We start from the raw sequence: 15,194 nt of genomic DNA on the forward strand, positions 1-15,194 counted from the left end.
TGAATTATTTAAAAATTTATAAATGAAATTAGTAAATCTAGTATACGTGCGGTCAATTTGTATAATATTATTTTCGATTCTTATAAATGCTACTCTAGTTAAGGCGAATGTATTTCAGGATAGCCTTAAAGGGGCGCCGGTTCCCACGGAAATTGAAAACCCCGAATGTATTGGTATTAATAAAGAGCCCGCACATGCCACTCTAATGCCTTATGCAAGCCTAAAAGAAGCATTGGTGGCTAACAGAAGAGCCTCTTCCTATGCGAAAAGCTTAAATGGAAACTGGAAATTCAATTGGGTTGACTGGCCGCAAAAAAGGCCAGTTGATTTCTATAAACCGGCCTATAATGTATCTTCCTGGAAAGACATTGCTGTTCCTTCAAACTGGCAGGTTCTGGGCTATGGAACACCGATATATAGTAATTCCACTTATACTTTCAAACCGGATTTTCCACATGTAATGGGTGAGCCGCCTAAAGAATATACTTCTTTTAAAGAGCGGAACCCGGTTGGTAGTTATCGCAGGGACTTTGATCTACCTTTAAAATGGAAAGGAAACCGCATCTTTATAACCTTTGATGGTGTAGATGCGGGTTTTTTTCTATTCGTTAATGGCAGTAAAGTTGGTTATAGTATAAACAGCCGGAATGCGGCTGAATTTGATATTACTAAATATGTAAAGCCCGGAAAAAATATGGTGGCTGCTGAAGTTTACCAATATACAAGCGGCAGCTATCTGGAGGACCAGGACATGTGGCGACTGAGCGGGATCTTTAGAAATGTTACCCTCTGGGCCGCCCCTAAACAGCATATCCGTGATTTTTTTATTAAAACAGATCTTGATGAAAATTACCGGGATGCAACACTGTATGTAAAGGCAAAGCTCAGAAATTATGAGTTTAAAACGGTCGCGGGACAAAAAATAAAAGCAACGCTATATGACGGTGGGAGCCTTATTACCAGTACTGAAACCATTTTGACTGGTATTAAAGGAAATGGGGAAATGAATGCGCAACTTCGTATGCAGGTAAAAAATCCTTTAAAATGGACTGCTGAAACACCAAAGCTATACACCCTGGTCATCCAGCTTTTATCAAAAAAAGGACAGGTGATAGAAACCATTTCTTCCCGTACAGGGTTTAGAGAAATTGAAATCAGGGGCAGGGAATTTCTGGTTAATGGAAAGGCCATTAAACTTAAAGGGGTTAACCGTCATGAACACTGGTCTGAGGTGGGCCATGCCATTACGGAAGCCCAGATGCGCCGGGACCTGGAGGTCATCAAGCAGGGGAATTGCAATCATATCCGTACCTGTCATTACTCCGATGACCCCAGATGGTATGAACTCTGTGATGAATATGGAATTTATCTTGTAGCTGAGGCCAATCTGGAATGTCACGGATATTGGAACAGGTTCAACGAAGAACCAAGGATCAAGGCAGCTATTATTGATCGTAACATTGCCAACGTAGAAAATTTTAAGAACCATCCATCTGTAACCATTTGGTCACTGGGCAATGAGTGTGGTTCTGGTGGCAGCAATTTCCGGTCTGCGCTAAATGCAGTAAAAGCAATAGACAATACCAGGCCAACTCATTATGAAGGTTTTGGAATTGGTGAAGATAATCCTGCCGATCTGGACAGCAGAATGTATTCCAGCCTGGAATCAGTAGCAGAAAGTGCAAAAGATGATAAACTTAAAAAGCCATACTATTTATGTGAATATGCACACGCCATGTTCAATTCTATGGGGTCTATAGGTGATTATAATGACCTTTTCGATCAATATCCTTCCCTGATGGGGGGAGCAATATGGGAGTACCAGGATCAAGGGTTATGGAACAGGCGCAATCCCGAACATCCAATACTTGCCTTTGGTGGTGGTTTTGGGGATTATCCTAACGATCATTATTTTATCCATAAAGGCGTGGTAGCCGCAGATCGTTCACCGAAACCACATTATCCTGAGATGAAACATGTTTATCAATGGATCAGTATAAAAGATAGTGAAACTGAAGCTGGCACATTCAAAATCAGGAACAGGTATCAGTTTATCAATTTGAATCAGTTCAAAGGCCTATGGTCTATTACCGAAAACGGGATAGAGATTCTGAAAGGAAATCTTGAAAAACTTGATGTCCTCCCCGGTGAAGAAACTAAGATTCATATTCCATACGAAATTGTGGCTAAGTCAGGTGCAGAGTATCACATCCGGATTTCTTTTGCTCTCCATAAAGACCAGCTATGGGCAAGCAGAGGCTATGAAATTGCAGCACAGCAGTTGCTGTTGCCTATACACCTTCCGGCGGCAGAGAGCCTTAGTGTTATCAATGCATTGAGTTTTGACCAGCAAGCCGATCTGGTGAAAATAAAGGGAAAAAACTTTGAAATCATCTATAATAAACAGGAAGGAACATTGACCAGTGTCAATAAAGATGGAAGAGAGCTCCTTTCCGGGAAGGCTGGACCAAAATTACATCTATGGAGGGCACCACACCAAATAGATGATATGTGGGCAAACGATGGTTGGGAAAAAGCGGGTATTAAAAACCTTAAATGGCATGCTGGACCATCAGATATTTCCAGGGTCTCGGCATCAGAAATTAACATTACAACGCTGTTGAAAGGAGAAGGGAAGAATGGATTTATAGCAAATCATAAGGTCAGCTATTGCATTAAAGGCGACGGAACGATAAAGGTAGATAACGCCGTTTCCTTTAGTGACCCGAAACTGGTATTGGCCAGGATAGGTGTAAGGCTGTTCCTTAAACCCGAATATAAGGACTTGCAGTACTTCGGAAGAGGTCCCATGGAAAACTATTCTGACAGAAAGAGAGGTTCTGATATCGGTTTGTATTCTTCCACAGTTGCCAAAGAACTTACACCTTACGAAAAGCCTATGGAAGGGGGTAATCACGAAGATGTGAGATGGTTGAGCCTGTCAAACGGGGCGGGACCTGCTATTACAATCTCGGGAAACGGTAATCTCTTTCAGTTTTCAAGTGTTCCCTATAGCGACGAAGATATGGACAAAACTGAATACCGTATTGATCTGCCGAAAAGTGACCATACGGTATTGTGTATAAGTTCAAAAACCTTGGGAGCAGGGTCAAATGGATGTGGCCCAAAACCACTTGAACCGTATATGCTTTATGCAAAACCGGAAAACTTTAGTTATGAAATTAAGCTTTTTTAAATGACTGCTATTGGTGGTAAAAGTGGATATACCAAGGGTGAAAGAAAAATAATTTTATTTTTCTTTCACCCTTTTTTTAATTCCGATCGCCTTAGTGGTTATTGATAGACCTTTAAACTATTTATGAAACCACATCACCACTCCAATTCCATACGGATGCTGGCGCTTGCTGTCCTTCTTTTTTCGGGTACGGAGCAAGCCGTTCAGGCGCAATCTATAGACACAAATATTACGGCCATTGAAAAAATGACAATAAAGGCTGTAGTTAGAAAGCTTGAAAATGACCATGTAAAGCCCAAAGCAATAGATGATAATTTTTCAAGATCTATATGGAAGAAATATCTGGAGGGTTTAGACCCAAATAAAGATGTATTGCTGCAGAGCGATTTTCAGGATTTAAAAAAATATGAGTTGAACATTGATGATGAACTTCATGAAGGAAGTGTTGATTTCTTTGCTGCAGCTTATCAAATTTTTCATAAAAGACTCCTGGAAGCTCAGGCAGGTTATAAAAAGATCCTGGAGCGACCAATGGACTTTAGTAAAAATGAAATGGTCCAGCTTAATGGAAGTTTGCTGGAATATCCTGTAAGTAAAGCAGCGCTGGAAAAAGTATGGCAAAAAAGAGCTAAATATTTTGTGCTGAAAAAAATGATAGATCTGGACAGCAGTAAGGTCAATCATCCTGCACTGGAAAAACAAGCACGTTTAAAGGTAGATAAATGGTTGGGAAATGTTTTTAAGAATCTGACCGGGGCGTCTGCTTTAAATGAACGGTTTAGCCAATATGTAAATACCATTACTTTGGAGGTAGATCCTCATACTTCCTACTTTGCTCCGGTTAAAGTGAGAAGTGTAAATAATGATATGGCCAAACGTTATTTTGGTATTGGGCTGGAGTTACAGGATAAGGAGGGCGATGTCTTCGTTAAATCGCTCAAACCAGGTGGTGTAGCCATCAAAAGTGGTCTGATAGATATTAACGATCGAATTTTACGGATCAGCGATCCCAAAGGAGTAATGGTTGATATTGCCGGGCTTCCCCTCACAGACGTTGCCGATTTGATTAAGGGAGACAAAGACACAGAGGTCTCTTTAGGTTTATTGAAAAGCAGTGGTCAGGAAAAAATGATCTCCTTAAAACGGGCCGAGATTAAAGATGAAGAAGGAAGGGCCAGAAGTGCTGTTATTGAAAAGAATGGTCTGAAAATAGGGTATATTTATTTGCAGGAATTTTATGTGGATGTGACCAATCCTGCAGGATTTCGCTGTGCCGACGATGTAGGTAGGGAGCTGCTGAAATTGAAAGCGCAAAATGTCAATGGGGTTATTGTAGACTTGAGAAATAACGGTGGAGGTTCTTTGGACGAGGTGGTGAAGATGAGTGGTTATTTTCTGGGAAGTGGACCAAAAGTTCAAACCAAGGCAGGAAACGGGATAAAAATTTACACAAGCAATGATGCTTCTATATATGATGGGCCTCTTGCAGTGATGATCAATGAACAAAGTGCTTCGGCTTCAGAAATATTTGCAGCGGTTATTCAGGATTATAAAAGAGGGATCATTATTGGTAGTCAATCCAGCTATGGAAAAGGAACAGCCCAGGGTACATTACCTATGGGTAAGTTGGGAGACCAGACAAAGGGAATACCAGACTTGAGTTTTGGCTCACTTCGTCTTACCCAATACCAGTTTTACCGGGTTAATGGAGCCTCTACTCAACTAAAGGGTGTAAAAGCTGATGTGGTATTGCCAGGAAGGCTTGCTTATTTAAAAATTAAAGAAATAGACAATCCTACAGCTCTGCACTGGGACAGTATTCCTGCTGCTAAATATTCTGAGTTTAATAAGCCATTAATTTGGAATAATATTATAAATTTAGCTAATGAAGCTATTGGTCACGACGAGCAATTTAAAACAATAGATGAAAATAGCAGACTCTTGGCACAACACCAGCTGGACCCGGTGAATTTAATTAGCAATAAATTTATACGGCAACAGGATCAACTTTTGGCTTATTCGAAAATGATTGATCAAACGGCTCAGTTGACCGGCAACAGAAAATTAAAAATAATTGGCACAATGGATAACAGTGGCGCTGCTGAAAATGAATGGTACGGGAAATGGTTAAATACGCTCTCAACAGATCTTTACCTTGACAAAGGTTTGGATGTAATACGTGTAATGAATCAAAAAATGTAAAAGATAAGGCTGATGGCAGAACTTTCAAAGATAGAACCCTTGTTTCGTGAACATTATTCTTTTTTATGTTCGGTTGCTTATGAAGTAGTGGAAGATGAAGAGACTGCCAAAGATATTGTCCAGAATTTCTTTCTGTATTGTCTGGATAGGATCGCCTCACTGGATATCCACGGGAGTTTCAAAAGTTATGCATTCAGGGCGGTAAGAAATGCTTCGCTGAGCTATAGAAAGAAGTCTAAAAAAATAGATTATAACGATGATCTGCTGATGCAGACCGGGGCGAATTTAGCTTGCATACTGGAAGATGATAGAGAAGAAAACGAAATTGCCCGCGATCTGGTACTGTGGCAGATTATAGGCCAGATGCCGGAGAAAAGAAGGCATATCTTCTTGCTGAGCAACAAAGATGGATTAAAGTATGCCGAAATTGCAGCACAACTGGATATTTCTGTAAATACGGTAAAAACACATATCAAATTATCGTATGAGTTTTTAAGACGCGAATGCAGGTCGCTGATCAGGATAGTGATTTTAATTTATATGTGGATAGGATTATATTAACAGAGCTATGGATCAGGAAGAAAAAATGAATTGGGAAAAGCTGTTAAAGCACCTTGATGGCCATCAGGATGATGGACAAGCAGATGAAGAATTGAATCAGGAGGAGCTCGACATGCTGCTGCTGGCAGAAGAAACAAATATGAGTTTAAAGAGAACAGACCCAGAAACGAAATTTCCGGTGGAAGCTGGCTGGGAAGAGTTAGAGGCAAGATATAAAGAGAAAAACAGGGAAGCCAACCTTACAATTGGCTGTAGTAAACGCAATTGGTTTATGGCAGCAGCGGCTGTTCTTGCTTGTGTGATCGGATCGGTTTGGTGGCTGTCTACTCGGCCCGTAGATCCAGTTAAAGATGTATCTATTGCAGTAACAGGCATTAAATTGACCCTTGAGAATGGAAAGACCGTTACACTAGAGGAGAAAGAAGCTCCGGTTTTAAAATCTGCTGGAGCTGCTTTGAATGGTGGTACGCTGGTTTATAAAAAAGAAACAGACTTGTCAAAAGAAGAAGGCCGGGTTAGCATGAATGTACTGGAGGTGCCTTATGGTAAACAAACCAAGGTGGAATTGGGCGATGGCACAGCGATATGGTTAAACTCGGGGTCAAAATTGATTTATCCAAGTCATTTTTCGGCATCCAAAAGGGAGGTGACCTTAGAAGGGGAGGCCTTTTTTGAAGTAAGCCATAATCCTCAAAGACCTTTTATTGTACATGTAAAGGATTTGAATGTACAGGTACTGGGTACTGCATTTAACATCAATTCTTTTGGCCCGGCGGTGCAGACTGCGTTGGTAAGGGGCAAGGTTGGTTTGGAAGCAGGAAACCAGTCTATTCTTTTGATGCCGGGTGAATTGGGTTCTTATACCAGGGCAGGAGAAACATTATCTAAAACTGATGCAGATTTGAAATTGTATACAGCATGGAAAGATGGTGAAATTTATTTTGACAATAGTAGCTTGGCCGAGATAGCTTTCCGTCTGGAAAGGGAATATAACCTTCGTTTTAGTTTTGCAGATCCAGCACTTAAGAATCTGCATTTTATGGTGGATATGCCTAAAACAGGAGATGATATTCAACAAGTGCTTAAGAACATCAGGTTAAGTACCAACGAGGTGGACTTTGTAATAAAAGGAAATGTAGTTGAAGTAAAACGACGACATTAAGTTTTTGTACTTTATTTAAAAAGGGTGAAAATAATTTTAAATTGTTTTCACCCTTTTTGATAGTTACGATGCCTATATATAAAACCAACCAACCACCTAAACCAATGAGCGGAATAAAACTACTCTTATCGCGTGTAGATGCCTTTTGTCTTCATTCAAAACTATAAGTATGACCAGGTTCCTTAGAAAGTTTATACTTCTCGTTTTTATGTTGTTGTGTATTGGGTATGCCCATGCACAACAGAAATCTGTATTCGATCCGCTGGAAAGCTTTAAACAGGTCAATTACCCGGCAGGAAATCTTGTCAGGACCGCATCAGGAAAACCAGGAACATCGTATTGGCAGAACCGCGCAGATTACCAGATTTCTGCTCGTTTTGATACTTTGTCCCGGCAACTGCAGGCTACAGAGGAATTAATCTATTTTAATGATAGCCCAGATGTTTTACCGGAGGTATGGTTGCTGTTAGGGCAGAACCGCTTTCGTAAAGATTCCAGGAGTACTTCCACAACGCCATTGGAAGATAGCCGCTTTGGAATTAAAGAGTTTACTGATGGTTTTGTACTGGAAAAAGTGATGGTCAAAAATAAAAAGACAGGGGTATGGTATAAAGCAGACGCTAAGATTATGAATGATCAGCTTAAGATCATGCTGCCTGAAGCTTTAAGGGCAAAGGATAAAATTACTTTAAGAATAGACTATCATTTTACACTACCCAAAAACGGCTCTGATTTTATGGGCGTTTTACCAACTGCAAATGGTACAATCTATCAGTTTTCTGCCTGGTTCCCCAGAGTGGCTGTTTATGACGATATAGAGGATTGGAATACGGCAAATTCCGGATATTATATAGAACCTGGAAAACTAGATTATAAAATTACGGTACCTTCAGAGTGTATTGTTCAGGGTACCGGACAACTCCTTAACCCGGAGCAGGTTTTAACCAAAGTACAGCTGCTCCGCTTGCGTGCTGCAGAAAAAAGTAATGAAACCGTTCAGATACGTACAGCGAAAGAAGTGATGATGGCTTCTTCAAGATCAGGTCCAGGCCTGCTGACCTGGCATTTTAGCGCGGATCATTCCGGAGATGGATTGTTTGCAGTTTCCAGGTCTTTTATCTGGGATGCGGTGAAAGTTGACTTGCCTGATAAAGAAACTGCATTGGCCATGTCTTTATATCCTGTTGAAAGTAATTATGCAGCCTGGCAGAAATCAGTACAGACCATGAAACAAGTACTGGAAAGTTATTCCAGATTATGGTGCCCGTATCCTTATAAAACTGCTGTGAATATTGCAGGTTCTGTTACAGGAATAGGGGGGCCAGGAACAAGTTTTATTCAATATCAGTCAAATGGTATGGCCAATGGAGTATGGTCTAAGCTTAACCATGAACTGGGGCATAACTGGTTTAATATGATGATTGCCGGTAATGGAAGACAGGTTTGGATGGTTGAGGGATTAAACTCTTTCATCAACCATATTAATGGAAAGGTACTTCAAGGTGAAACCGCTTTTACCATACCGGATGCAATTAACTGGCTTGGGAAAGCTAGTCCAAACCAGTGTGCTACAACACCTTATGAACTGATGCTTTATAAAAATTTCGCTCTGCTTGCTTATGTAAAGCCAACTGTTGCGCTCAATTTGCTGAGAACGGAAGTTTTGGGAACCAGACGTTTTGATGCGGCGCTCCGGACTTTCGTTCAGGCATGGAAATTTAAACATCCCAGTCCATCCGATTTCTTCAGGTGTATGGAGAAGGAAAGTGGCGAAAATCTCAGCTGGTTTTGGCAAAGCTGGTTTCTGAACGACTGGACCTTAGATCAATCCATTGAAAGCGTGCAGTATGTAAATGGACTGCCAGAGAAAGGGGTTAATATTAAGCTGGTTAATAAGGGTAAGATGGTGATGCCGGCGGTAGTGGAGGTTGCGGAGTCTAACGGCCGGGTGAACCGTGCAAATTTACCTGCTGAGATCTGGCAAAAGGACGGCGACTGGACTTTTCATTATCCGTCAACCAGTACGGTGATTTCAGTAAAAATTGATCCCGATCATAACCTTCCAGACCGTGATCTAACTAACAATACATGGCATGAAAAAGCCAATAACATAACTCAACCGACTACTAAATAAATCTAAAAAACCAACCGACAATGAAAAAATAATATTAACTAAACTGCACAACTAAATTACCCATCAACTAAACCAAACCAATGAATTATAGAACTATCCGTACTGTAATTTACAGTACCTTACTTCTGCTGGTTTTTTTGCTGCCAGCTTCGGCCCAGCAAAAAAATAGCAGGAAAGTGACACTAAATGTGCGTAATGGCACAATGGAGAGTATTATCCAGTCTATTATGAAACAGACTTCGGTTAAGATTGTGTATAACCAGGAACTGGTGCAAAAAGCAGCTCGCATGGATTTCACAGCAAATAACGAAGAACTGAAACCCGTGATCAGACGTCTGTTAAAAGGATCGAAACTTACTTTTGTGCAGCAGGACGATGTGATGGTCATTGGACCAAAAGATGAACCCGAAGAGGTAAAAAAAAAGACAGGCGTTATAAAAGGCCAGGTAACTGATAATACAGGTAAACCCCTGGTTCTTGTTACTGTTAGCATTCCAGGATCGCAGTTAAATACGATTACTAACGAGGTTGGTGAGTTTACCATTGATCTTTCAGAAGGATCCTCATTGGCCTTCTCTTCTGTGGGTTTTATTAAACAAACCATAAAAGTCCATGTAAACGACAAAGTAAATGTTCAGATGGAGCCTTCGGTGAGTAATATGGATGAGGTGGTGGTAACGGGTTATCAGACGGTGAATAAGCGTTTGTCTGCCAGTTCTACATTTACCTTAAAGGGTTCGGAACTTAATCAGCCTGGAGTAACCAACGTATTGTCTATGTTGCAGGGGAAGGTACCAGGCCTGTCGGTTGTAAATAATTCAGGCAGTGTAAATGCCGTTCCTTCTATGCGGATACGGGGTACTTCAACCCTGGTTGGAAATGCAAACCCCCTTATTGTGGTTGACGGGGTTGTTCGCGAAAATCCAAATGACCTAAACCCAGACAATTTGCTTGGCGCTGACCCCAATACAAGGGATGTATACCTCCTCAAGGATGTAATTGAATCCAGAGGAACCCTGACCGGGAATTCCATCAGTGGTTTAAACGCTAAGGATGTGGAGAGCATCACCTTTTTAAAAGATGCTTCTGCAACGGCTATTTATGGTACCCGGGCAGCCAATGGCGTTATCGTGATCACCACCAAATCTGGCAAGGCTGGTAAGATGGCGATTGATTATAGCTTATCACTTGGTACAGCCCTTAAGCCAAGATACGACATGCTGCAATTAATGAATTCACAGCAACGTATTCGTTTTTCCAGGGAGATGTATGAGGATGGGTATCTCTATCCAAGTACCCCCTTTCATTTAGGTTATGAGGGTGCATTACAGGATCTGCTCAGTAAAAAAATTACTGAAAGTCAATTTCAAAATGATGTGGCGGGTTTGGAAAAAATAAATACAGATTGGCTTGGTCTGCTTTTTCAAAGTCCATTGAATATGGGACATCATTTGAGTTTTAGCGGAGGTAGTGATAAAACCACCTATTATACCTCTGTTTCTTATCAGGACAACAGGAGTGCGGCTAAAGAAGACCGGTTAAGGAATTTTTCAGCTGACGCATCTCTTAAAACAGAAATTACCAGGAAACTGAAGCTGAATTTTAATTTAAGTGCCAGTCAGCGTATTTCCAATGGTTATTTTTCTACGATAAATCCACTTGACTATGCTTTGAAAACCAGTAGGGCAATTCCCTCAGATCTTGTTTATAAAGTATCTGCCATCGGTACATATGGTTCGGGTCCTCCCTTAGATTACAATTTTCTTAACGAAATTAAACAGACTGGCAACAATCTTAAAAACACAGACTTATCGGCTACATTAACTCTTAATTATTTAGCGTTTAGAGGCCTTACCTTGAGCTCCACTTCGAGTGGAACTGCCAATACCCAATATAGCGAGCAATATGCAACAGAACTTAGTAACTATATAGCCAATGCCCGTGGTTACGACTATGGAACGGTAGCGCCCGGCAGCGCTGCTGAACAGGCTTCAGTTTTACCTTTTGGGGGTATCTTAATAGCTGGAAATTCTTCTTCTTATTCTTATTCAATTCGTAATTCGGCAACTTTTGCCAGGAGCCTTTTCTCAGAAAAGGATCAGTTTAGTATAGTCGCAGGCGAGGAAATCAATTCGGTGCGAAGAGAAAGCCTGAACAATTATGTGCCCGGATACCTGCGTGACCGGGGAGAAAGTATTTCAATAAGTCCAAATTCATTAGCAATGCTCGATGTCAGGAAAAAAGACGCACTCAATAATTCCCTGTCCATGTATGGCATTTTTACTTATAGTTATGCAGACCGGTATGTGTTCAATGCCAATATCAGAACAGATGCTTCAAATCGCTTCGGCCAGTTTGTTAACCAACGTTTTCTGCCAGCATGGAGTATTGCCGGAATGTGGAACATCAGTTCTGAAAAATGGTTAGAAGGAAACAAGACGATAAACTATCTTGGTTTAAAAGCATCTTATGGTTTTCAAGGGAATGTAATCACGGAGGTGGGGCCGGAACTGATCTTAACTCTGCCGGATAATGGCCAGGGCGTTGATCCAAGGTCAAATGAATTCTCACTGGGCATTAGGTCTTTACCTTATCCCGGACTAAGGTGGGAGAAAACCAAAAATATGAATTTGTCCATCAATGGAGTTTTATTTAATTCATTTTTAAATTTCGAGTTGTCTTATTATCAGAAGCTGACAACGGATGCGATTATAAGAAAGTACATCCCTATAGAATATGGTGTGCAAACGATGTTGATTAACGGAGGTAATATTAAAAATTACGGATATGATATGGATGTAAACATGAATCTAATCCGTTCTAAAGATTTTAACTGGAGTATTTCTGTTAGGGGAGGCAAGAATTTTAATGTTTTGCAGAAAGGCACTGTTGAATTGACCAGTCAGGTTATACAAGACTATTTTTCTGGTTCTGTGCTTACGGAAGATCAGCCTGTTAATACATTTTATGTATTTTCTTTTAAAGGTCTGGATCCCAAAACTGGAGTTCCTTTATTTTATGGAGTAGACGAGGGTGATCCGGCATCCAGGAAATCATCATTTATAGACTATTTAAAACCAGCCGGGAGCACCCAGCCTAAAATTAGTGGGGGATTCTCTACCAATGTAGGGTACAAGGCATTTAACTTGGGTATGTCTTTTGCTTTTAACCTGGGGTCCAAAAGGCTAAGAAATTCTGTTTACCAGGCCCTTGGCTTGTCTAATCCTATGCCAGATTTAAATTTGCCGGTAAGTCTTGAAGACCGCTGGCGCAAGCCCGGTGATGAGGCTTTTACCAATATTCCAGCCTATCCTAAAGATAATGATCCTGTTGGTTCCGGGTTTATCTACCTGCCAAATTTTTCAAATATGAGCCGGTATGATATGTACAACCATTCTGATATTAATGTGGTTTCCGGAAGTTTTTTGAGATGTACCAATCTGAACTTTTCTTATCGTATTGGAGACCGTGTGTTGAAGCGTATAAAACTGAAAGGGGCAACGATTACAGGGGCAGTTTCTAATTTATTTGTTATTGCAGATAAAAATCTAAGAGGTGAGGACCCTGAAACTATGGGGGCCGGCACAACCGCCTTACCTATAACAAAAGCTCTTAACCTAGGTTTATCCATCACTTTTTAAGAAATATTAAAATGAAAAGAGTTACATTTTTTTTACTACTTCTTTTAGTCGTTTTACAAGTTTCTTCTTGTAAAAAATTTCTTGAAGAACAATCTCAAACTGATATTATACCTCGTTCTGCCTCGGCACTTAATGAGCTATTAATGGGCGCTGCCTATACCGGCAATAATGGTTCAGGCACAAATCCTGCTATCCGTTTTCTGGATGATGATGCAACCCATGACCATTTCTTTTTTAAAAAGGGGGATATCTATTATGCTTATACCTGGCAACCCGCAAGCACCTCACAGTCGCGTGATGCCGGTGCTGTGCAATGGTCAGTTTTATATCCTCGTATCCTGACTTGTAATGTTGTATTGGATTATGCTCCTAAGGTAACAGGCACAACTGCAGAGATAGAAAATGTTACCGGACAGGCTTATCTGCTACGGGCATTTTATTATTTTAGGCTTATCAATTTCTATGCAAAGCCTTATTCGGACAAATTATCCAACCCAAACCTGGACCTTGGCGTTCCACTTATTTTAAGCTCAGGTTTGTCTATGGAAGGACAACCACGTAATACAGTGGCAGAGGTCTATAAACAAATTATAGATGACCTGACCAAGGGAATTGAACAGTTGCAAAGGAATGGAAAAAACAACAATATATTTCGAATCAATCATGTCGCAGGGTCCTTATTGGCTTCCAGAGTGTATATGCAAATGGGCGAATGGCAAAAGGCAATCGACGCAGCTACTTTTGTATTAAGTAACAAATCGGACTTAATGGACCTGAATACCTGGGGGACGCCAGATGCAAATACCAAGGCCATCGTGGATAGTAAAAATCCGGAAACTTTATGGGCATTCGGATCGCCGAATGAGGTAATCTATCAGGGGGGCGATGATGCTTTTCTGTATAGACTTTCTGCTGAACTCCTAAACAGTTTTGAGGATGGGGATCTGAGGACAAGTATTTATATTAAAAACAGCAAATCAAATAAATCTCCTTCATTTCCAGGAACTTATACGATAGGGCAATCATTTAGGGTTTCGGAAGCATTATTGAACAGGGCAGAGGCTTATGCGCAGTTGAATAAATTGGGACAAACGGCAAATGCTCAGCTGGCCCTAAATGATCTGAATACTTTGAGAAAGAAAAGGTTTACTCCCGCGGCTTATCATGACCTTGCCAGTACGGGTGCAGATGATCTTTTGAAGAAGTGCTACGATGAAAAGCGAAGGGAACTTTTTGGAGAAGAATATCACCGCTGGTTTGACCTTCGCCGACATGGCATGCCTTCCATTACACATGTTTTTCATGAAAATGAATCACAGGTGCTCAGTTATGTGCTTAAGGATCATGATCCGGGATATATATTTCAAATCCCAAAGGCAGCGATGGATAAGAATTCAAAATTAATCGGTAATCCTGAACCGGAAATGCGTATAGGCCATTAAATAAGATCATCATGAAACTAAAAATATTATTACACCTATTATTGGTGAGCACGGTTGTGCTAAGCTGTAAGAAGGACGCAGTTATACAGCCGGACACTTTAGTCCCTGAATATACTTTGCCTCAGGGCAATCATGATTATGATGCCAGGATTGTAAATTTTCAGCACAAATATGGTTGTTATATCCTCTATAAGTTTACCGATAAGGACTTTCAATGGAACATCACTAATCTCATTCCATATGTGGCAGACCAAGGAGATGAAAATTACATTACTCCGGCGCTCAATGCCCTGGATACGTATTTATTTCATTATTACAGCGATGGCTTTTTAAAGCTTGCGTTGCCATATAAGATTATTTTATCTGCCAGGATCAGAAAAGTTGATCCCAGTTCGAATGATACATTGGAAACCCCATTGTCCAGTGCCAGTTCATTCAGCCACTTTGCGTTTGGGCATGCCAGCAGTCGTTTGGCAACCTTATCTGCCGATGAACTGAAACAGATGAAAGCAGATCTTCACACGGAATTCTGGAGACAGGCGGTCGGTACAGGCAAGGTGGGGATTTCTCCGATTTTTGCTAAATCGACTGATTACAGCGTGGTTAATCAGTATAATGTGAAATATTATGGCGTGCTTGGTGAACAAGAAGGAGATTATACCGTATATAGTGATCTGGCAGGTTATATCCAACTTATCACTTCTACTACGGCCGATCAATTGGAGCAAACTTTGTTCTTGCCTAAAAATGATCCGAACGGGAAATACAGGTTAAAGTATAACGCAATTGTAAATTATTATAAAACGATCTATGGCGTAGACTTACAAGCCATAGGTGCCAATTAATCACCCTCCTT

8 protein-coding genes are annotated in these 15,194 nt (G+C 40.7%); all 8 read left to right on the top strand.

What is annotated here, in order from left to right:
* Nucleotides 1-22 precede the first annotated feature (22 nt).
* The 8 genes from R2S08_RS15345 (at nt 23) to R2S08_RS15380 (ending at nt 15,183) form a co-directional block, all read left to right on the top strand.
* Nucleotides 23-3,196 carry a glycoside hydrolase family 2 TIM barrel-domain containing protein gene (locus tag R2S08_RS15345; RefSeq protein ID WP_316835969.1) on the top strand — a complete coding sequence of 1,058 codons (3,174 nt, stop codon included), beginning with the start codon at nt 23-25 and terminating at the stop codon, nt 3,194-3,196.
* 123 nt (nt 3,197-3,319) lie between these two features.
* Nucleotides 3,320-5,398: a carboxy terminal-processing peptidase gene (locus R2S08_RS15350; protein WP_316835970.1), complete on the top strand. Its 2,079-nt coding sequence runs from the start codon at nt 3,320-3,322 to the stop codon at nt 5,396-5,398.
* A 12-nt stretch (nt 5,399-5,410) separates the two neighbouring features.
* A complete protein-coding gene (locus tag R2S08_RS15355) occupies nt 5,411-5,959 on the top strand; it encodes a sigma-70 family RNA polymerase sigma factor (RefSeq protein WP_316835971.1) in 549 nt (182 codons plus the stop codon).
* A gap of 7 nt (nt 5,960-5,966) precedes the next feature.
* Nucleotides 5,967-7,121: a FecR family protein gene (locus tag R2S08_RS15360; RefSeq protein ID WP_316835972.1), complete on the top strand. Its 1,155-nt coding sequence runs from the start codon at nt 5,967-5,969 to the stop codon at nt 7,119-7,121.
* A gap of 169 nt (nt 7,122-7,290) precedes the next feature.
* Complete coding sequence (locus tag R2S08_RS15365; protein ID WP_316835973.1) at nt 7,291-9,255, top strand: M1 family metallopeptidase; 1,965 nt, start codon at nt 7,291-7,293, stop codon at nt 9,253-9,255.
* Between the two features lie 80 nt (nt 9,256-9,335).
* On the top strand, nt 9,336-12,896 hold the full coding sequence (locus R2S08_RS15370) for a SusC/RagA family TonB-linked outer membrane protein (protein ID WP_316835974.1): 3,561 nt from the start codon (nt 9,336-9,338) through the stop codon (nt 12,894-12,896).
* A gap of 11 nt (nt 12,897-12,907) precedes the next feature.
* Nucleotides 12,908-14,338: a RagB/SusD family nutrient uptake outer membrane protein gene (locus R2S08_RS15375; RefSeq protein ID WP_316835975.1), complete on the top strand. Its 1,431-nt coding sequence runs from the start codon at nt 12,908-12,910 to the stop codon at nt 14,336-14,338.
* Between the two features lie 11 nt (nt 14,339-14,349).
* Nucleotides 14,350-15,183 (top strand): hypothetical protein, encoded by an 834-nt coding sequence (locus R2S08_RS15380; protein WP_316835976.1) that lies wholly within the window; start codon nt 14,350-14,352, stop codon nt 15,181-15,183.
* Nucleotides 15,184-15,194 lie beyond the last annotated feature (11 nt).

The sequence above is a fragment of the Pedobacter nutrimenti genome (assembly GCF_032678445.1).
Taxonomy (GTDB): domain Bacteria; phylum Bacteroidota; class Bacteroidia; order Sphingobacteriales; family Sphingobacteriaceae; genus Pedobacter; species Pedobacter nutrimenti_A.